Source organism: Arthrobacter sp. EpRS71, assembly GCF_001512285.1.
In the GTDB taxonomy this organism is placed as follows: Bacteria; Actinomycetota; Actinomycetes; order Actinomycetales; family Micrococcaceae; genus Arthrobacter.
Genome location: NZ_LNUV01000004.1, coordinates 390,315 through 410,433, shown reverse-complemented (window position 1 = coordinate 410,433; position 20,119 = coordinate 390,315). Strand labels below are relative to the sequence as shown.

The 20,119-nt window shown below is 61.8% G+C and carries 18 protein-coding genes; 6 read left to right on the top strand and 12 right to left on the bottom strand.

Going from position 1 to position 20,119, the window contains the following annotated elements:
* Window positions 1-34 precede the first annotated feature (34 nt).
* Complete coding sequence (locus tag AR689_RS09380; RefSeq protein WP_062069455.1) at window positions 35-652, top strand: Vms1/Ankzf1 family peptidyl-tRNA hydrolase; 618 nt, start codon at window positions 35-37, stop codon at window positions 650-652.
* Here the strand turns inward: AR689_RS09380 and AR689_RS09375 are convergent.
* The 3 genes from AR689_RS09375 to hisS all read right to left on the bottom strand — a co-directional run bounded on the left by AR689_RS09375 (window position 649) and on the right by hisS (window position 4,768).
* Complete coding sequence (locus AR689_RS09375) at window positions 649-1,446, bottom strand: GNAT family N-acetyltransferase (RefSeq protein WP_062069452.1); 798 nt, start codon at window positions 1,444-1,446, stop codon at window positions 649-651. The genes AR689_RS09380 and AR689_RS09375 overlap by 4 nt on opposite strands.
* Before the next feature lie 71 nt (window positions 1,447-1,517).
* Window positions 1,518-3,311 (bottom strand): aspartate--tRNA ligase, encoded by a 1,794-nt coding sequence (gene aspS, locus AR689_RS09370; RefSeq protein WP_062069450.1) that lies wholly within the window; start codon window positions 3,309-3,311, stop codon window positions 1,518-1,520.
* 110 nt (window positions 3,312-3,421) lie between these two features.
* The gene (hisS, locus tag AR689_RS09365) at window positions 3,422-4,768 is read right to left on the bottom strand and encodes a histidine--tRNA ligase (protein ID WP_062069447.1); all 1,347 of its coding nucleotides are present in this window, start codon (window positions 4,766-4,768) and stop codon (window positions 3,422-3,424) included.
* A gap of 204 nt (window positions 4,769-4,972) precedes the next feature.
* Here hisS and AR689_RS09360 point away from each other — a divergent pair, with 204 nt between their 5' ends.
* The 3 genes from AR689_RS09360 (at window position 4,973) to AR689_RS09350 (ending at window position 8,039) form a co-directional block, all read left to right on the top strand.
* Window positions 4,973-5,767, top strand: coding sequence for a peptidylprolyl isomerase (locus tag AR689_RS09360; RefSeq protein WP_197412845.1), 795 nt, complete (start codon window positions 4,973-4,975; stop codon window positions 5,765-5,767).
* Window positions 5,768-5,833: 66 nt separating this feature from the next.
* Window positions 5,834-7,330, top strand: a complete 1,497-nt coding sequence (locus AR689_RS09355; RefSeq protein WP_062069445.1) for a DUF349 domain-containing protein — start codon at window positions 5,834-5,836, stop codon at window positions 7,328-7,330.
* 100 nt (window positions 7,331-7,430) lie between these two features.
* Entirely contained in the window at window positions 7,431-8,039 is a 609-nt protein-coding gene (locus AR689_RS09350) for a hypothetical protein (RefSeq protein WP_062069442.1), read from the top strand.
* Here the strand turns inward: AR689_RS09350 and AR689_RS09345 are convergent.
* The 9 genes from AR689_RS09345 to pdxT all read right to left on the bottom strand — a co-directional run bounded on the left by AR689_RS09345 (window position 8,036) and on the right by pdxT (window position 17,915).
* Window positions 8,036-10,429 carry a RelA/SpoT family protein gene (locus AR689_RS09345; RefSeq protein WP_062069439.1) on the bottom strand — a complete coding sequence of 798 codons (2,394 nt, stop codon included), beginning with the start codon at window positions 10,427-10,429 and terminating at the stop codon, window positions 8,036-8,038. The genes AR689_RS09350 and AR689_RS09345 overlap by 4 nt on opposite strands.
* A gap of 165 nt (window positions 10,430-10,594) precedes the next feature.
* Window positions 10,595-11,590 (bottom strand): protein translocase subunit SecF, encoded by a 996-nt coding sequence (gene secF, locus AR689_RS09340; RefSeq protein WP_062069436.1) that lies wholly within the window; start codon window positions 11,588-11,590, stop codon window positions 10,595-10,597.
* Window positions 11,590-13,341: a protein translocase subunit SecD gene (gene secD, locus AR689_RS09335; protein ID WP_062069432.1), complete on the bottom strand. Its 1,752-nt coding sequence runs from the start codon at window positions 13,339-13,341 to the stop codon at window positions 11,590-11,592. Before secD ends, secF begins: the two co-directional genes overlap by 1 nt.
* 114 nt (window positions 13,342-13,455) lie before the next feature.
* A complete protein-coding gene (yajC, locus tag AR689_RS09330) occupies window positions 13,456-13,839 on the bottom strand; it encodes a preprotein translocase subunit YajC (RefSeq protein WP_197412852.1) in 384 nt (127 codons plus the stop codon).
* Window positions 13,840-13,982: 143 nt separating this feature from the next.
* Window positions 13,983-15,059, bottom strand: a complete 1,077-nt coding sequence (ruvB, locus tag AR689_RS09325; protein ID WP_024816851.1) for a Holliday junction branch migration DNA helicase RuvB — start codon at window positions 15,057-15,059, stop codon at window positions 13,983-13,985.
* Window positions 15,052-15,696, bottom strand: coding sequence for a Holliday junction branch migration protein RuvA (ruvA, locus tag AR689_RS09320; protein ID WP_062069427.1), 645 nt, complete (start codon window positions 15,694-15,696; stop codon window positions 15,052-15,054). Before ruvA ends, ruvB begins: the two co-directional genes overlap by 8 nt.
* Window positions 15,697-15,810: 114 nt before the next feature.
* Window positions 15,811-16,389: a crossover junction endodeoxyribonuclease RuvC gene (gene ruvC, locus AR689_RS09315; protein WP_062069423.1), complete on the bottom strand. Its 579-nt coding sequence runs from the start codon at window positions 16,387-16,389 to the stop codon at window positions 15,811-15,813.
* A 65-nt stretch (window positions 16,390-16,454) separates the two neighbouring features.
* The gene (locus AR689_RS09310) at window positions 16,455-17,210 is read right to left on the bottom strand and encodes a YebC/PmpR family DNA-binding transcriptional regulator (protein WP_062069420.1); all 756 of its coding nucleotides are present in this window, start codon (window positions 17,208-17,210) and stop codon (window positions 16,455-16,457) included.
* Between the two features lie 3 nt (window positions 17,211-17,213).
* Window positions 17,214-17,915 carry a pyridoxal 5'-phosphate synthase glutaminase subunit PdxT gene (gene pdxT, locus AR689_RS09305; protein WP_062069417.1) on the bottom strand — a complete coding sequence of 234 codons (702 nt, stop codon included), beginning with the start codon at window positions 17,913-17,915 and terminating at the stop codon, window positions 17,214-17,216.
* A 102-nt stretch (window positions 17,916-18,017) separates the two neighbouring features.
* Here pdxT and AR689_RS09300 point away from each other — a divergent pair, with 102 nt between their 5' ends.
* The gene (locus AR689_RS09300; protein ID WP_062069414.1) at window positions 18,018-19,346 is read left to right on the top strand and encodes a Mur ligase family protein; all 1,329 of its coding nucleotides are present in this window, start codon (window positions 18,018-18,020) and stop codon (window positions 19,344-19,346) included.
* A complete protein-coding gene (locus AR689_RS09295) occupies window positions 19,343-20,119 on the top strand; it encodes a type 1 glutamine amidotransferase (protein ID WP_062069411.1) in 777 nt (258 codons plus the stop codon). The genes AR689_RS09300 and AR689_RS09295 overlap by 4 nt, the downstream gene beginning before the upstream one ends.

Genomic DNA, 20,119 nt, shown 5'->3' with positions numbered 1-20,119 from the left:
GGCTACTCATAGTTCCAGCAAAGGAGACATCGACGTGGATCGCCGAGCATCTGCCCCTCTTCAGAGTCCCGGCAGCCGGACCGCCTTGGTAGCCGCGGCCAGGTTGCAAGGTTGGGTGGAGCGGTTCGCGGCGAGCCACGGTCCGGTTGCCGAAGACCTCGACGACGGCGGGGTTCTTCTGAGGGCAGCCGATGGTGCGACTGCCCTCATGAGAGCACCATGGCCCGCCGACGGACGTCCGGGCCGGGGAGCAACTGAAGTGGACCGTTTGGCTTCGCTGGCAACCCAGGAACGGGGGCTTGGCCTGCTGCTGGTTCGCAAGGGCGGTTACGCCATAGCCGCTGCCAGTGGGTCCACCATCCTCGCTTCGAAGAGTGGCAACCGCTTCCTGGAGGCCAAGGCCACAGCAGAACACACTGTGCGCATCTTCACTGAACACCGCGTTGAATACCTCGTCCCCGGCGGCGACCGTGTGCTGGTGGAACAGGTCCTTGCCCAGCCGTTACTGAGGAACATAGCCGTGCGGGAGCGCTTGGCCTTCCTCGATGTTCAAGCTCCAAAGAACGCTGCGCTGGCGAAAGCCGCTGCCGATGCCTGCGCCATACGCATCACAGTAACTGATCCGACCCGGGAGCAGCAGCCCAGGAACTAGCAGCCGCCGGGCGCACGCCGCAGTGGCGCCTGCCGGTAAAGGTAACTGCCGTGGACGGTGAAACCAGCTTGCGAGTAAAGTCGCTGCGCACCGTAATTAGCCTCCGTGACCAGCAGCCAGAACCCCTCAAGATCTTGTTGGATCCCGGCGTTCACCAGCGCAGTTAGAACCTCGGTCCCGTAGCCGCGCCTCCGGTGCTCCGCTGACGTCGCCATGCTGTAGATACCGCCCCAGCCGTCCACCAAGGCGAGACGCCCGACGGCGGCGGGGACGCCGTCGTCGTCCCTCACCACTGCATACAGTGCAGGGCAGGCGCTGAGAATCTTGTGAGCGACCGACAGTTCAGCGTCGCCGCCGCGGCCATCGACGGACCACCACACGCGAAGCCATTCCTCGGACGGTTCATCGGCCATGTCAACGGTCCGGCCCGACGCGCTGAGGGGCAGCCCCGCCGTGCCCCGGACCATGATCTTCGTTGCAGACTGCCTCGTGTAGCGCTGCTCATCCAGGTAGGCATTCAGGGCGGCGCTGCGGGAGTCGTCAAAGACCTGGAAGATCAAGGGAAGCCGGCGAAGCCGGTACCACTCCGCCGCTGCACGTACGGACCGCGCGATGCCAGGGCTTTCCTCCTGCCCACCGGCAGGGTTCCTTGGCCACACGGAATTAGCCCTCTGAGTCACTCCGCCCGAAGCACGCAGGACCCACTCCCCCAACACATCATGCTCAAGTTCTTCACGTTCAAGTGCAGGCCAGGCCTTATCCATGAGCGATTCCAGGAATGCTTGTTCCACCATTCAGCAGCACCTTTCTTTCGGCGGGAACGCCAAAGGCTCCCCACCGCAGTGGAGAGCCTTTGGCAGGTGAACTACTCGGCCTTCGCCTCTGCCTTGGCGGCAGGCTTGGCTTCGGGCTTGAAGTCGACGCCCGCTTCCTTGCGCTGCTGGGCTGTAATGGGAGCCGGTGCAGCGGTCAAGGGGTCATAACCGTTGCCGGTCTTGGGGAAGGCAATGACGTCGCGGATGGACTCAACCCCGGCGAGGAGGGCCACCACACGGTCCCAGCCCATGGCCATGCCGCCGTGGGGAGGAGCGCCGTACTTGAACCCCTCAAGGAGGAAGCCAAACTTGGTCTCGGCCTCTTCCTTGTCCAGGCCCATCAGCTGGAAGACGCGCTCCTGAACCTCACGGTCGTGGATACGGATGGAACCGCCGCCGATTTCGTTGCCGTTGCACACGATGTCGTACGCGTAGGACAACGCAGATCCCGGGTCCTGGTCGAAGGTGTCCAGGAACTCAGGCTTGGGCGAGGTGAACGCGTGGTGCACTGCCGTCCACTGTCCCCCACCCACTGCGACGTCGCCAGAGGCAACAGCAGCGGCAGCAGGCTCGAACATGGGAGCATCCACGATCCAAACGAACGCCCAGTCCTTGGGATCGATCAAGCCCGTCCGGTGGCCAATTTCAACACGTGCGGCACCCAGCAAGGCACGCGCCGCGGACTTCTCGCCGGCAGCAAAGAAAATGCAGTCGCCGGGCTTGGCGCCAACGGCGTCAGCAAGGCCGGCGCGCTCTTCATCCGTGAGGTTCTTGGCAACGGGGCCGGCGAGCTCGCCGTCCTCCTTGAAGAGGACGTACGCCAGGCCCTTGTGTCCACGCTGCTTGGCGAATTCCTGCCAGCCGTCCAGGGTACGGCGTGGTTGGGAGGCGCCACCGGGCATGACCACTGCGCCGACGTAGGGTGCTTTGAAGACGCCGAAGTTGGTGTCTTTGAAGAACTCGGTAAGTTCGGTCAACTCCACGCCGAAACGCAGGTCGGGCTTGTCCGAACCGTATTTGGCCATGGCGTCCAGGTACGTCATGCGGCGGATCGGGGTGGGGATCTCGACGTCGATCAACTGCCACAACGCCTTGACGATTGCCTCACCCAATTCAATGACATCGTCCTGGTCAACGAAGCTGGCTTCGATGTCCAACTGCGTGAACTCAGGCTGACGGTCGGCACGGAAATCCTCGTCACGGTAGCAACGGGCAATCTGGTAATACTTCTCGAAGCCGCCCACTTGGAGGAGCTGCTTGAAAAGCTGCGGCGACTGCGGCAGGGCGTACCAGGAACCCGGGGCAAGACGAGCCGGAACCACGAAGTCGCGGGCGCCTTCCGGCGTCGAACGCGTCAGCGTAGGTGTCTCGATTTCGACGTATCCGCGCTGGTGCAGCAGTTCGCGTGCCACACGGTTTGCCTCTGAACGCAGGCGCATGTTGCGTGCGGGGCCGGGACGGCGAAGGTCCAGGTAACGGTGCTTGAGGCGTGCTTCCTCGCCGACCTCCACGTGCTCGTCAATCTGGAACGGGAGAGGCTCGGAAGTGTTGAGGATAACAACGTTGTCCGCGATAACCTCGATGTCACCCGTGGCCAGAGCCGGGTTCTCGTTGCCTTCAGGACGCTTGTTGACGGTACCCGTCACCTGCAGCACGTACTCGTTCCGAAGGCCGTGGAAGACCTCTTCCTCACGGACAACCACCTGGGCGACACCGGAGGCGTCACGCAGGTCAACGAATGCAACGCCACCGTGATCACGGCGGCGGCCCACCCAGCCGGCCAGGGTAACGGTTTGTCCAATGTGCTCGGAGCGAAGGGATCCGAGGTCATGTGTGCGCAGCACAGCATTCCTTTCAGCATGAAATTTAGAGGGACCGCTGCAAAGCGGTCCCGTCCGAGTTTACCCGCCCCGGCCACGGCTCCCGCCACCAGGCAGGACAAGCTATCGATCTATCAGGCGGTGGTGATCCGGACGTGCAGATCCTCTTCCGACGGTGCCCAGCTCGCAGGGTCCGCGTCTACCTGCTCGCCGGAGCGGATGTCCTTGACCTGGTGCTTGCCGTCGTCGTCGGTGAACCACACGAACGGAATGCCCCGACGATCCGCGAACTTGATCTGCTTGCCGAACTTCTCCGCTTTGGCTGCAACTTCCGTGGCAATGCCGCGGCCACGCAACTGGGCGGCGATGTCCTGCGCCGCGGACCAGCTGTCGTCTGAGTTCAAGGCAACCAACACCGCCGTGGGCACCGAGCGGGAGGCAGTTGCCAATTCCTGGCTGAGGATGCGCGAGACCAGCCGTGTCACGCCAATGGAAAGCCCGACGCCGGGGAACTTGCGGTTGCCCTTGCTCGCCAACGCGTCGTAGCGGCCGCCGGAACAAATGGAACCCAGCTGCTCGTGGCCCACCAGCACCGTCTCAACCACGGTTCCTGTGTAGTAGTCCAGGCCGCGGGCGATGCTGAGGTCGGCGACCACCTTGCCAGGGGCCCGCTGGACGGCAGCCTCGATAACCTGCTGAAGCTCATTCAGGCCCTCTTCCAGGAGCTCGTCCTTGACCCCAAGTGCACGCACCCGTTCCACGAAGGATGTGTCTTCCGTTCGGATGCCAGCCAATTCCAGCGCCAGCGCAGCCTGCTCGTCCGTGGCTCCGAGCTCGCTCTTCAGCAGCTCAGCCACCTTGGCGGCCCCGATCTTTTCCAGTTTGTCGATGCTGCGCAGCACCCCGGCCGTGTCAGTGAGCCCAATGCCGCGATAGAAGCCTTCAGCCAGCTTGCGGTTATTGATCCGAAGCCGGAAGTCCGGGATCGGGAGAGCGCTCAAGGCCTCGGCGATGACCAACGCGATTTCGACGTCGTAACGGAACGGCAGTTCGCCGTCGCCCACAACATCGATGTCCGCCTGAGTGAACTCACGCGCACGGCCTTCCTGCGGACGCTCGCCCCGCCAAACCTTCTGGATCTGGTACCGGCGGAAGGGAAACGCCAGGTACCCGGCGTTCTCCACCACATAGCGGGCAAAGGGAACGGTCAGGTCGAAGTGAAGGGCCAAGGCGTTCGGGTCAGACTTGTCCGACTTGGCAGCCTCGCCTTCTTCATCCTGAAGCCGGCTCAGGCCGTAGACCTCTTTGTCGATCTCGCCTTTGCGGAGCAGCTGTCCCACGGTTTCAACAGCACGGGTCTCAATGGAGGAAAAGCCGTGGAGCTCGAACGTCTTCCGGAGCGTATCCAGCACATGGAGTTCCACCAACCGCTCCTGGGGAAGCCACTCGGGGAATCCGGACAGGGAGGCGGTACGTGCCATGGTGGAAAGTCTCCTCAAAGAAAGCTGACGCTGGCATCACACCGCAGCTTTAAACGCCCTTTCGGCGTTTACAGGGCGGACGACCAGCCGGTCATGCATAAACTATGTGCGGCAGCCAGTTTATGCTTTCCGCGCGTGCACATCTAATGCAGCATGCCCGGTTCCTGTCGGCAGCCACAAAAGTGGACACAATCAGGAGGACTCTTGGCAACAAGGTCGCGGGATGACCGCGAAGCGAAACGGCGCATCAGGCAGATGGAAGCCAAGCGTGCCCTGCGGCAGGAACAGGGCAAGCGACGCAAACGCGACAACACCATCGCCGTAGGTGCAGCCGGCGTGGCGGTTGTATTGGCCGTTGTGCTGCAACTGACAGTCTTCAGCTCCAACCCCACCGAGGCGGAGTTCGCCGCTGCCGAAGCAGGGCTCAGTTCACCGTCCGCTTCCCCGGCTGCAACGAACAGCGCCGACGTACCCGGTCCGGAAACGGCTGCCGGAAAAACCTTCACCGGCGAGCTCGCCTTGAACAGTGGCGTACTCGGCATCGAACTGAACGGAACTGCGGCACCGCAGGCTGCCGCCGTCTTCAAGTCCCTGAGTGACTCCGGGTACTACAACGGGAAGTTCTGCCACCGCCTGACGACGTCCGAAGCGTTTGGGCTCCTGCAGTGCGGCGCCACCGACGAAAACGGGACGGACGATCCTAACTACCGATGGGGTCCACTGGAAAACGCGCCTGCGGACAACAACTACCCTGCCGGGACCATTGCCGTGGCCCGCACCGGGAACAACGCCTTCGGCAACGGCCACCAATTTTTCATTGTCTATAAGGACACCACCATTCCGGCTGATACGGCCGGCGGATACACCGTGGTGGGTAAGGTGACCAGCGGCCTGGACGTCGTTGCCAAGATTGCTGCAGCAGGCCTTAAACCCGGTGAAAACGCCAGCGACGGCGCCCCTGTGGCACCTGTCACGATAGACTCGTTTTCTCTGAAGTAACCAGCTCCCGGCCCGGCCCGGAGTGCATTACCTGAGCAGTTCCCTCCAAGCGAAAGACTTTTAGCGGTGACAGACAGTCAGAAATCCGACGAAACAGCAGTAGTGGCCAACGAAGAAGCAGTCCAGGCAACAGCAGCCCCAGCCGATCAGGCGGCGGCCGCAGCTCCCGCCGAGGAGTCAGCAGCAGCTCCCGCGGCACCGGCTGCTCCCCGTCCGACGCCGTCCGCAGCGCCGTCCCCAGCCGCCTTCGCGGCTCGCCCCAAGGCTCCCGCCGCCGTCGTTCCTGCCGCTCCTGCGGTATCTGCGGCGTCACTTGCTGAGGCAGCCAAGTGGGGGCGGGCCGAAGGTGATGGCCACGTCTTCCTGACGCTGGACGGTGAAGAGATCCCGGTTGGTCAGTACCCGGGCGTCAGCACCGACGAGGCCCTTGGCTACTTTGCCCGCAAGTTCGACGACGTCATTGCGCAGGTAGTCCTCCTGGAACACCGGGTGCAGTCCAAGGCACCCGCCACGGACATGCAGAAGACTGTCACGCACCTGCGTGAGCAGCTCGCGGAGCGCAACATGGTGGGCGACATCCGCGCTGCCGAGGCCCGCCTGGACACCCTCTCAGCCCAGGTCGTCGAGCTGGAAAAGTCGGAGAAAGCCGCCCACGAGGCGGTGCGTGCAAGCGAGCTCGCGGCCCGCGAAGCGATCGTGGCCGAAGCTGAAACCATTGCCGGCCAGGACCCCGCTCACATCCAGTGGAAAACGTCCAGCGCACGAATGAACGAGCTGTTTGAAACGTGGAAGGCCGCGCAGAAGAGCGGGGTCAGGCTGGGACGCAGCAACGAGGACGCACTCTGGAAGCGTTTCCGCTCTGCCCGGACGGTCTTCGATCGCCACCGCCGCGCCTACTTCTCCCAGCTGGACAGCAACAACTCTGCGGCAAAGTCCGCAAAGGAAGCCCTGATTGCAGAGGCTGAAGCGCTCTCCACCTCTACCGACTGGGGATTCGCTGCAGGCGAGTACCGCAGGTTGATGGACCAGTGGAAAACCACTCCGCGTGCAAGCCGCAAGGACGACGACGCACTGTGGAGCCGCTTCCGCGCTGCGCAGGACGTCTTCTTCAGCAACCGTCAGGCCGCCAACGACCAAATCGACCAGGAATACACGGCCAATCTGGGCGTGAAGGAACAGCTGGTGGCTGAGGCGCAGGCGCTCCTGCCCATCAACGATCTCAACGCGGCCAAGAAGGCCCTCCAGTCCATCAGGGATCGTTGGGAAGATGCCGGTAAGGTTCCCCGCGCCGATATGGGCAGGATCGAGGCCGGGCTGCGCAAGGTCGAGGACGCGGTCCGTGAAGCCGAGGAAGAGAAGTGGCGCCGGAGCAACCCGGAAACCAAGGCCCGCACCAACAGCGCCTTGTCACAGCTTGAATCCGCCATCGCAGGCCTGAAGGAGGATCTGGAGAAGGCTGAAAAGGCTGGCGACCAGCGCCGCATCAAGGCCGCCCGCGAAGCACTGGAAGCACGTCAGGCATGGCTCGACCAGATCCAGCGCTCCGCCAGTGACCTCGCCTAGGGGTTCCTAAGAAAGCACTCACCGCAGGCTCCGTTCGGGTTATCCACATAACCCGGACGGAGCCTGTACTCGTAGGGCGGCTCCACGGAATGATCGACGAATGGATCCCGCTGTCACCGCCCCCCTCTTGCAGGAGCCGGTCATCTCCGAGCTCTACTCCCCCAGCCCCATCTTTTCGTGGAACGAACTGCAGGGTATGGCATTCGATGGCATCCTGCTGCCCCTGTACGGGAAGAGTTATGCGTCACCGGGTGTGGCAGTCACCCACCGCCTGAGGGCCCGTGCAGCGGCCCTGACAGTCCCGGAACGGATACGGACCAAGGTGGTTGCAGGACGCCTCACTGCTGCGTGGATTTACGGCTGCGCCAAACCACCCGAGCACTTGTCACTTCTGGTGGACGCGAAACACCGCATCTCCAGCCTGCGGGGAAGCACGGCATGCAGCCTGCACGAAGTCCGGCTGGGCCAAATGGACGTCGTGAGCCTGGGCGGAATGCTGGTCAGCAGCCCGCTCCGTACCGCGGCGGATATCGCCCTGCACGTTGAAACGGATCGCGCGTTGCCTGCACTGAAGCGCCTGCTGGCGCGCGAAGAGCTTGGCATCAAGCTCCGGCTCCTCATTCTTGCCGTCGAGGCCACCCCCCGGGTTCCGCACAAGAGACGTGCTCTGGCAACGTTGGCCCAGCTGGCTCCGGCAGAGCGGCGTTAGCTGCGCCGGCGGTTTCCAGTGGTGCGGTAGACGTCGAAAACACCGTCGATCCGACGCACTGCGTTCAAAACGTGGTGCAGATACTTGGGATCACCCATCTCGAAGGCAAATTTCGAGATGGCCACCCTGTCGCTTGAGGTATGAACGGATGCTGCGAGGATGTTGACGTGGTTTTCGGACAAGATACGGGTCACGTCGGAGAGAAGGGACTTCCGGTCCAAGGCTTCCACCTGAATCTCCACCAGGAAGACACTGGACTGGGTAGGCGCCCACTCCACTTCGACAATTCTGTCCGGCTGGTCGCGAAGACCCGAGACGTTCGTGCAGTCCGTCCGGTGGACGGAAACTCCTGAACCACGGGTCACAAAGCCAAGAATGGGATCCGGCGGTACCGGAGTGCAGCAGCGGGCCAGCTTGACCCAGACATCGCCCACGCCCCGCACAATGACGCCGGAATCAGAGAATTTCGACTTCGCAACCTGGGTGGGGATACTGACTTCATCCAAGTCCTCGTCGGGAGTCTCATGACCGCCCAGGTGCTCAACGAGCTTTTCCATGACGGACTGAGCTGACGTGTGCCCGTCACCGACACCTGCATACAACCCGGAGATGTCAACGTAGTGGAAGTCCTCTGCCACGGCTGAGAGGGCGTCGTGCGTCATCAGGCGCTGCAGAGGCAGGTTCTGCTTGCGCATGGCCCTGGTGAGCATGTCCTTGCCACGCTCAATCGCTTCTTCGCGGCGTTCCTTGGTGAACCACTGCCGAATCTTGTTGCGTGCACGGGCAGATTTGACGAAGTGCTGCCAGTCCTGGCTGGGGCCTGCACCTTCTGCCTTGGAGGTGAAGATCTCAACCCAGTCGCCGTGGTTGAGTTCGCTGTTGAGGGGAACCAGCTTTCCGTTGACGCGGGCGCCAATGGTTCGGTGGCCCACCTCGGTGTGAACGGCATACGCGAAGTCCACGGGCGTTGACCCTGCCGGAAGAGCCATGACCTCGCCCTTGGGGGTGAAGACGAAAACTTCCCGCGCGTTGATCTCATAGCGCAGTGAATCCAGGAACTCTCCGGGATCGGAAGTCTCCTGTTGCCAGTCAACCAGCGACCGCAGCCAACCCATGTCGCCGTCACGCGGGCTGCCGGGACCTTGTGCGGTCCGGTTGGGCTGGTCTTTGTACTTCCAGTGGGCGGCCACACCGTATTCTGCACGCCGGTGCATCTCGTGGGTGCGGATCTGAATCTCCACGGGCTTGCCGCCCGGGCCAATCACCGTCGTATGCAGGGATTGGTACATGTTGAACTTGGGCATGGCGATGTAATCCTTGAACCGGCCCGGAAGCGGGTTCCACCGTGAATGCAAAGTCCCCAGCGCGGCATAACAATCACGCACTGAATCCACCAGAACGCGAACGCCCATGAGGTCGTTGATGTCGTCGAAGTCTTTGTCGCGGACGATCATCTTCTGATAAATCGAGTAGTAGTGCTTGGGCCGGCCTGTGATGGTGGCCTTGATCCGAGCCGTCCGAAGGTCATCTGCGATCTGGTTGCGGATGACGCTGAGGCTCTTCTCGCGCTCTGGCGTACGATCTCCCACCATCCGCACGATTTCCTCGTACACCTTGGGGTACAGCGCTGCGAAGGAGAGGTCTTCAAGTTCCCACTTGATGGTGTTCATACCCAGGCGATGCGCCAGGGGTGCGAAGATCTCCAAGGTTTCACGGGCCTTGCGTGATGAGGACTCCGCGGAAACGAACCGCCAGGTCCGCGCATTATGGAGGCGGTCCGCCAGCTTGATCATCAGGACACGGATGTCCTTGGCCATCGCCACGACCATCTTACGAACGGTTTCCGACTGGGCAGCCTCACCGAAACTGACTTTGTCCAACTTGGTGACACCGTCAACCAGCATGGCAACTTCAGGGCCGAAGTCCCGCGTCAGGTCTGCCAGCGTGTACGGAGTGTCCTCCACGGTGTCGTGCAGCAACGCAGCCGCCAGGGTTGTCCCTGTCATACCGAGTTCGGCCAGGATGGTGGCCACTGCCACCGGATGGGTGATGTAGGGATCACCGCTCTTGCGCTTTTGTCCTTGGTGGCTCTGCTCTGCCACCGCGAAGGCGCGTTGGATCAGATCGAAATCCTCTTTGGGATTATTTGCCCGGACCGTACGCAGCAGTGGTTCCAAAATGGGCGAGTAAGGGGCAATGCCCCGGCCCGTCAGGCGGGCAAGCCTGGAACGGGTGCGTTCCCTCCGCCCGGGGAAGGTGGGACGCACGCCGGGAGCATCGATCGGAACCGCCGCTGCGGTCCGTCCGGGCACACTCGTTGCCGGAACTGCCACAGCCTCACGGCTGTCATCCCCGCCCGCCGGTGGTGCCGACGTCGCACGTTCTTCCACAGAAGTACCCCTCACAACCGATTTAATTCTCCCAGTCTATTCCCGCAGGTGAATGCTTCTGCAACCGGGCAGCACATGACGATGACACGGGCAAGTCAAAAAGCCGGCCCCCGCACTGGTGCGGAGGCCGGCTCAAGGCAACCCAAGGGGCTTTTAGGAGGCTGTTCAGCCCTGGACTGTGGCTTCAGTCCTGCGGTGAGCAACCTTCTTGGCTTGCTTCACCAGCTCAGGCTCGCTCTGACGCAGCCATGCGTACAGCGGTGCTGCGATGAAAATCGTTGCAGCGGTTCCGATGAGGATGCCCACGAACAGTGCCAGGGAAAGATCGCGCAGCGTACCGGCGCCCAGGAGCCCGGCACCGATGAAGAGGATTGCTGCAACCGGGAGGATGGCCACCATCATGGTGTTGATGGAGCGGACCAGGGTTTGGTTGACAGCGAGGTTGACCTCTTCGCCGAACGTGCGGCGCGTGGACGTGGTGATGTCCGAGGTGTTTTCACGGATCTTGTCGAAGACCACCACCGTGTCATACAACGAGTAACTGAGGACGGTCAGGAAGCCGATGATTGCCGACGGCGTGACTTCAAAGTCGCTGAGGGCGTAGACACCCGCCGTGGTGAACATGGTGACGAGCATGCCAACAAGTGCCGACAACGACATCTTCCAGGTTCGGAAGTACAGCGCCATCAGGACAGCTGCCAAGGCAACGAAGACCACCAGGCCGATGAGGGCTTGTCGCGTGACATCCTGGCCCCAGGTGGGTCCCACGAAGTTGGACGTCACCTCGTTCTCCGTCACCCCGTAGGCGCTGGTGAGGCCATCCTTGATCCGGTTCGTCTCGTCATCGGTCAACTGGTCCGTTTGAATGCGCATGGTGTTGCCTGCCACGTTGGCAACACGCGGAATGGCACCCGGCACCACATCATGGACGGCCTTTTCGCCGAGGGCAGCATCGGTGGTGCTCACGTTTGAAACCGTGAATTCCGAACCGCCGCGGAACTCGATTCCAAGGTTGAAACCGCCCTTGGCGACAGGAACCAGAATGGAGAGCGCCACGGCGACCGCGGCAATGATGAACCAAATCTTTTTCGACTTGACGAAGTTGTACGAGCGTTTGCCCGTGTAGAGCTCATGGCCGAAGGTTGCGAAGCTCGTGGTCATTACTTCTCCTCCTTGGTGCCGTTTGAAGAACCAGTGAGTTGGCCCTTCCCGGCAAGGCGCCTCTCGGCGATGGTCATGCGACGTTCCGCTTCAGCAGCCGCACCGGTGTTGCGTGCGCGGACTACCGCCGGCTTTTCGGCAGGCGTCCGAAGCCGGCCGGCCCCGCGGTAGAGCGGAACTGCGCCAAGGCGGTCAGGAGAAAGCCCTGAGAAACGGTGTCCTTCGCCGAAGAACTTGGTGCGCGCCAAAACCTGGAGCATGGGGTGCGTAAACATGAACACCACCAGGAGGTCCGCCAGGGCGGTCAGGCCAAGAGTGAAGGCGAAACCGCGGACGTTACCGACAGCAACAAAGTAGAGGACCAATGCCGCCAGGAGATTGACGGCCTTGGAGGCCAGCACGGTGCGCTTTGCCCGCTTCCAGCCGTTCTCCACGGCGGAGACCAATCCGCGTCCCTCTCGCAGCTCATCCCTGATGCGTTCGAAGTAGACGATGAACGAGTCCGCAGTTTGGCCAATGGCCACGATGAGACCGGCCACACCGGCCAAGGAGAGACGGTAGTTTTCCGTCCACCCAAGGATGGCGATCGCCAAATAGGTCAGCACACCCGCGACCACGAGGGAGGCGATGGTCACCAAGCCCAGGGCACGGTATTGGAAGAGGGAGTAGACCACAACGAGCAACAGGCCGATCATGCCTGCCAGCAGCCCCAGGCGAAGTTGGTCGCCACCGAGCGTGGCGGAAATCTGCTCTTGTGATTGGATCTCAAAGCTGATGGGCAGCGCGCCGTAGCGAAGCTGATCAGAGAGGGCCTTCGCGGACGCTTGCGTGAAGTTACCCGTGATCTGGGGTTTGCCATCGGTGATAACAGCCAAGGCGCGAGGGGCGGACAGCACTTTGTCGTCCAGGACAATCGCGAACTGTGACTTGGGATCTTCAGTTCCCTGGGCCTGTGCCGCGGCATAGAACTGGTTGAGCCGTTCGGTTACTGCTTTGAACTTCGCAGTTGCATCTGCGTTGAAGACAATGTTCACGCCCCACGTGTTGGTCACGGAGCCTTGGGCACCCTGGACCTGGGTAAAGGTGGAATCGCTGATGTCCTGGCCCTTGACCTCAACGGGCCCCAGGATGTACTTGATGGCCGGAGTCTTGTCCGTGGCAGCCTCGCAGGTTACCAGCGGCTTGGCCGGATCCGAACGATCGCGCTTCTCCGGTGACGGATTTACACAGTCGAGGGCTTCAAATTCCTTGACGATGTCCGCAGTGACCCAGTTGATGTCGCTGGCGTTGGCTGGCTCCGCGGTGGGCTTGGGAAGCTGGTCCTCGGGGGTGCGCTGCTCGGCGGGAACAGCTCCCGGGTCGCCATAAGTGATGACCGGGCGGAAGTTCATGTCGGCCGAGGCCTGAATGAGGTCGCGCGTCTCCTTGGAAGGCGTTCCCGGAAGACTGACCACAACGTTCCGGCCCGATTGCGTGCTGATTTCGGCTTCTGCAACACCGGAGCCATCCACACGCTGCCGGATGATGGCAACTGCCTGATTGAGTTGCTCCTCATTGATCTCGCTGGAACCCTCTACCCTGGGGGCCAGGATCATCTGGGTTCCGCCTTCGAGGTCCAGAGCAAGCTTGGGAGCCCAACTGGCATTGCCAGTCACTACTCCGCCAGCCAGGACAGCGGTTAATACAACGAAAATTGCTCCAAGCCAGGTCAGCACCCTGCGGGCTGAGTTTTTGGGGCCGGTCCTTGCCATTATCGATCTTCCTGTTATCGCCGGACAGCCGCCGGCCGACGCTGGTAAGCGTCTGCCGGCGGCTCTCCGCTGCCTTAGAAGTTGCCTTGCGCGGTGTCGCCGCGACTGACGGTGCTAGTTGTCCTTCTTGTCCTCTTTATTGAGGCGCGCGATGGTTTCTTCCGGTGTTTCGACGGCGGTAGGCGCTTCGGTCTGCGCGGCAGTCAAAGAAGACGCGTCATCAGGAACAACCGGTGCCTCCTCGGGGGTGGTCTCCACTACCTTGGTGACAGCCTGACGGTGAACCGTGGCCTGGTTACCCGGGGAGAGTTCGATCACGACTTTGTTCTCGGCTTCGTCGATGGACACGATGCGGCCAAAGAGACCGAAGCTGGTCATGACGTCGACGCCCGGCGCGAACTTTGACTGCATTTCAGCCTGCTGCTGCTGGGTCTTCTTGTTGCGGCGGAACATCATGAAGACAAAGAGTCCAAGCATGACGAACAGCAATATGGTCATTGGATCCACAGGGAAGTTCCGTTCTGTACTTACGTTTTGGTTCACGGCAACGTCCCTGGCAGATCCGCAAAGCGGGCATCGACCGAGGACTCGAACGTGCCGAGCGTCATACCAGTCTAGAGGGAAAAGGTGAACAGAGGGTGCTAACCGACCGTATCCACGCTTTCGGCGTGGTTTTCATCCTCACCGAACAGCGCCAGGGTCTCCTGGCCAAAGACCCCGGCCGGGACAGCATAACCAAGGTGGGTCCACGCCGATGCCATCGCGATCCGGCCACGCGGCGTTCGTCCCAACAGCCCTTCGCGGACCAGGAACGGCTCAGCAACGGTCTCCACCGTTTCGGGTTCCTCGCCTACGGCAATAGCCAATGTGGACAAACCCACGGGGCCACCGTTGAACTTGGTGATCAGGGCTTCAAGAACCGAGCGGTCAAGCCGGTCCAAGCCGCGCTCGTCCACTTCATACATATCCAGGGCCGCTGAAGCGGATCGGGCGTCGATCTGCTCAATGCCATGAACCAGCGCCCAGTCACGGACCCGACGCAGGAGTCTGTTGGCAATACGCGGCGTTCCCCTGGACCGGCCGGCTATCTCTGTGAAGCCCGCGGAGTTCACCTTCAGGTCCAGCAGTCCCGCAGAGCGCCTGAGGACGAGTTCGAGCTCTGCGACTGAATAGAACTCAAGGTGCCCGGTGAAACCAAACCTGTCCCTCAACGGACCCGGGAGAAGACCTGCCCGTGTTGTGGCACCCACCAGTGTGAAAGGCGGCAGCTCCAATGGAATGGCAGTTGCACCTGCGCCCTTGCCCACCACGATGTCTACGCGGAAGTCCTCCATGGCCATGTACAGCATTTCTTCGGCCGGCCTGGACATGCGGTGAATTTCGTCAAGGAACAGAACCTCACCCTCTGAGAGAGAGGAAAGGATGGCGGCGAGATCCCCCGCGTGCTGGATGGCGGGCCCGCTGCTGATACGAAGCGGCGCGTTCATCTCCGCAGCGATGATCATGGCAAGGGTGGTCTTGCCTAGTCCTGGAGGTCCGGACATCAGCACGTGATCGGCACTGCGACCACGCATTTTGGAGGCCTCCAGTACCAAGGCAAGTTGCTTACGGACCCGATGCTGTCCGACGAAATCGTGCAGGTTCTTGGGACGGAGCGCGGCTTCAATGACCCGCTCTTCCGGTTCCTCTCCCCCGCTGACGAGTGACTGCTCAGCCACGGCTGCCTACACGATTGCCTGCGCGTGCCCCGTCCTGGCCGAGCCAGCGCAGAGTAGCCCGGAGAATCTGGGCCACATTTCCAGCGTCAACGAGTTCCGGAGAGTCAGCCATGGCTTTGTCGATGCTGCCGTTGGCGTCCTTCTCCGACCATCCCAGACTGGTCATGGCCGCGACTACCTGAGGCTTCCATTCGGCGTTGGGGGCTGCGGCCGGAGCAGCACCGGTTCCGGTTCCGTGGGGAACCAACTTGCCGGCCAGCTCAAGGACAATCCGGCCTGCCACCTTGGGGCCGATACCCGGCACCTTGGTGAACGTTTTGCTGTCACCGGTGTGAGCCGCCACCCGGATGGTCTCCGGTTCATGGACGGCCAGGACGGCCAAGGCCAAACGCGGCCCAACCCCGCTGACGCTGAGCAGGACGTCGAAAACTTCGCGTTCGTCGTCGTCGGCGAAACCGAACAGCGTGAGGGAATCTTCGCGAACGATCATGGAAGTGAAGAGCTTGGCTTCAGTCCCAGTTTTGAGGTGGCTCAAGGTCTGCGGTGTGGCGAAGACACTCATTCCCGCACCGTTGAGGTCGATTACAGCGGTGGACAAACCAACGTGGGCTACGGTTCCACGGAGAAAACTGATCAAGACCCGGCTCCTGAAATACTGCCTGCTTGGTTGCCGTCATACTGCTGTCAGTATTGCGGCCGAAGCGGACTATCCGAACATATCTACGAATACCCTAGCAAGGAGAGCTGACAATCACCGTTTGCGGCGCGCTTTTGCTTCTGCGTCAGCCCAGGCTTTCTGGGCGGGAGTGAGACCACCCTTGCCGTTCCCGCCGCTGGCCGGGGCCATCCCACTGCCAGCGCGCCATGCATGGGTGAGGGCCAGCGCCAGGGCATCTGCAGCATCAGCCGGCTTCGGCGGAGCATCCAGGCGCAAAATCTTGGTCACCAACTTGGTCACGGCATCCTTGTTGGCAGTGCCACTGCCGGTAACTGCCGCCTTGACTTCCGAAGGCGTGTGCATCGCAACGGGGATCCCCCGACGCGCGGCCGCCACGATAACCACACCTGAGGCTTGGGCGACACCCATCACCGTGCTGACATTCATCTGCGAAAAAACACGTTCGACGGCGACCACGTCCGGCTTGTGCAGGTCCAGCCACTCATCAATGGCTTGGGCTATGACCAGAAGCCGCTGATCCAGCGTCAGCTCAGCAGAGGTACCCACCACTCCGACTGCCACCATGGTGGCCCTGCGGTTCCGCTCAATGTCCACTACACCTATGCCGCAACGGGTGAGGCCCGGATCGACTCCCAATACGCGAAGAGTCAAGTCCGGGCCTTCCTGGTGGCTGTCAACCTGCTGAGTGAAAGAATTGCGCGCTGCGTCCTGGCCGGCTATTCGGCGTCGAGAGCTGCCTGAACTTCCTCGCTGAGGTCCGCATTGCTGTAGACGTTCTGGACATCGTCCAGTTCTTCCAGGGCGTCCACGAGCTTCATGAACTTCTTGGCACCGTCAACATCCAGGTCCACTTGCATGGAAGGAACGAACTCGGCTTCATCGGTGTCGTAATCGATGCCCGCTTCTTTCAAGGCGTCGCGGATGGCCTGAAGGTCAGAGGGCTCGGAGTGGATTTCCCAGTTCTCACCACTGTCCTTGACTTCCTCGGCTCCGGCTTCCAGGACCGCCATCAGGATGTCGTCTTCGCTGAGGCCGTTCTTGGGCAGGACAACAACACCCTTGCGGGCGAACAGGTAGCTCACGGAACCGGGATCGGCGATGGTGCCGCCGTTGCGTGAGATTGCAAGGCGCACCTCGGAAGCAGCGCGGTTCTTGTTGTCGGTCAGACATTCAATCAACAACGCCGAACCCTGCGGACCGCGGGCCTCATACATAATCTCGGTGTAGTCCACCACTTCACCGGTGAGCCCGGCCCCACGCTTGATGGCGCGGTCGATGTTGTCATTGGGAACCGAAGTCTTCTTGGCCTTCGTGACAGCAAGTTCGAGGCCAGGGTTGCCGGCGAGGTCCGGGCCACCCATGCGGGCAGCAACTTCGATGTTCTTGATCAGTTTCGCGAACGACTTTGCACGCCTGCCGTCAATGATGGCTTTCTTGTGCTTGGTGGTCGCCCATTTGGAGTGGCCTGACATGCTTTACGCTTCTCCTCTGATCATTCGAATAAAGAGTTCATGCACGCGTTTCTCTCCCGTCACTTCCGGATGGAAGGAGGTAGCCAACAACTGGCCGGAACGCACTGCAACAATTCTAGCCACTCCATGCAAAGTGGCCGTGTGGCTGGCGTGGTCGGGGTCAACCTGGGCAAGGACTTCCACACCCGGCCCCACACGCTCCACCCAGGGGCCACGGATAAATACCGCGTGGACAGGATCCACGCCGGACTCCCCTGCGCTGAAATCAAGGCCTTTGAAATCGAGGTCGGTTTCAAAGGACTCGCGTTGCCGTCCAAATGCATTTCTGCGGACCGTAATATCCAGCCCACCAAAAGTCTGCTGGGGATTTCCGTCCAGGTCCTTTGCCGGGTCGGCAATTTCATTGGCCAACAGGATCATGCCGGCACAGGAGCCGTAGACCGGGAGGCCTTCCGCGATGCGCTTTTGAAGGGGGTCACGGACTTCGAAGATGCGGGAGAGCTTGTCAATGGTGGTGGATTCGCCGCCGGGGATGATCAGGCCGTCAATGTCGTCAAGCTCTACAGGACGGCGAATACCCACGCCGGTGGCGCCGGCCGCCTCAACTGCGTGGATATGCTCGCGGAAGTCGCCTTGGAGGGCCAGCACGCCGATCCGGAGTCCTGAACCCACGCGTGACGAAGCGTCGGAAAGGGGGTTGGTCATTCGACCATCATAGTGGCCATGAACCTCGGTGATGCCGCCCGCAGTTATCCGAAGCGTCCGCCAGTCGGGGTTCCATGCCTTGACTGGGATATATTACAGAGCATGCTTTCCTTCAGCGTTCCCCTCGGCAAGCTGGTCCGCACACTGTCCCGGCTCCGGGGCGGAGGCTCAGCTTTTCCTGGCTTGGTGGTCGAGAAAATCGATCCCGGCTTCATGCAGCGAACGCTGGCTTCGCTTCCCCTGGGTGTAGCCGTGGTCAGCGGCACCAACGGCAAGACCACCACCACCAAGATGGTGGTGGAACTCCTTGAAAGCCAAGGCCTGAAAGTCTTCACCAACCGCAGTGGCAGCAACTTCACACGAGGTGTCGCCGCTTCCCTCTTGGGCGACGTGGACTGGCGTGGACGGCTCGACGCAGACATTGCCATCCTGGAACTTGACGAAGCCCACGCCGTGCATTTCGTCAACAAAGTGGAGCCCCGTTACAGCCTCCTGCTGAACGTCCTGCGCGACCAATTGGACCGCTTCGGTGAAATCGACAAGACCGCCCGGCTGCTGGAGCACATCGCCTCCAAGACCACCGGCACCGTTGTCCTCAACCGGGAGGACCCCCGTGTCGCCCGGATCGCCAACGCCCTCAATACCCTCGACGCCGTCCACCACCCCGAAGTCCGGTACTTCGGCCTCGACGAATCGTTGCGCAGCACCTTTCCCAACGATGACGAGATGCGGACGGGCAGTGGCCCGTCCCCGTCCGGCACCTCCGTTGCCGCCGGGACCGGTGACGATGTAGACCTGCCGGCTGCCGACGTCGTGCTCCGCCGGGTAGGTGCCCAAGACGCTGACTTTGAGTTCGACGGCGAAACGGTCACCACATCCATGAAATTGCGCGGCGTCTACAACATCTTCAACGCGGCGGCGGCTTTGTCCCTGGCGCGGTCCGTTTTGGGAACCGGGCCCGTTGATACGCCCAAGCTTGTGAAGGCTTTGGGAGAAGTTGCACCCGCCTTCGGCCGCGGTGAAAGCCTCACAGTGGACGGACAGCCCCTGGAACTCGTGCTGGTGAAGAACCCCAGCGGCTTCCGGCTCGGACTGAAGTCGTTCCCCGCCGGCGGATACGCCACCATGATCGCCATCAACGACAACTATGCCGACGGCCGGGACATGTCGTGGCTGTGGGACGTAGAGTTCGATTCCCTGCGCGAAGGCGGCGTGGAAGTCCTTACCGGTGTGCGCGCCTACGACATGGCGCTGCGTCTCCAATACGACGACGTGCACTTCGGCGTGGTGGAACCGGACATCACCGCGGCACTGCGAACTTTCATTGACGGCTCGCGGGGCAAACCCAAGCGGGTCTTCTGCACGTACACTTCCATGCTCGCCATTCGCCGCGAGCTGGCCAAAATCACCATAGTTGAGGTGGTCTCATGACCTCGGAAGCACAGCCCACGCCGACATCACAGCCCAGCCCGGCAGCACAGCCCAGCAAGGGAACACTCCGCGTTCTCCAGCTCTACCCGCGCGAAATGAACATCTACGGTGACTGGGGCAACGCCCTGGTCCTCAAGCAACGGATCAAGTGGCACGGCTACACTCCGGAGTTGCTCGAGTACAACGTGGGCGACGAATTCCCGGACGACGTGGACATCATTGTGGGTGGAGGCGGGCAGGACAGCGGACAGCTGGTCATTCAAAACGACCTCCAAGCACGCGCTGCCACGTTAAAGCAGCTGGCGGACGGGGGCGCCCCCATGCTGGTCATTTGCGGGCTGTACCAGCTCTTCGGCAAGTTCTTCAAGACCAGCACCGGCCCGGTCATTCCCGGCATCGGCATCCTTGACGTCGAAACCCACGGAACGGACGAACGACTCATCGGCAACGTGACCATGAAGTCCGCCGAGTTCGGCGACATCCTGGGTTATGAGAACCACAGTGGTCAGACCACGTTGGGTCCCGGCGTCGAGCCGCTGGGTACTGTGACCAAGGGCGCGGGAAACAACAGTAAAGACGGACACGAGGGCGCGCGCTACAACAACGTTGTGGCGAGCTACCTGCATGGTTCTTTGCTGCCGAAAAACCCGGCCATCGCGGATTTCCTGATCCGGACGGCGGCCGAACGCAAGTTCGGCAGCTTCGTGCCTGGAACGCCCGACGACGGTTATGCCAGCCTTGCCCGAGAACACGCCGCCCGCCGGCCGCGCTAG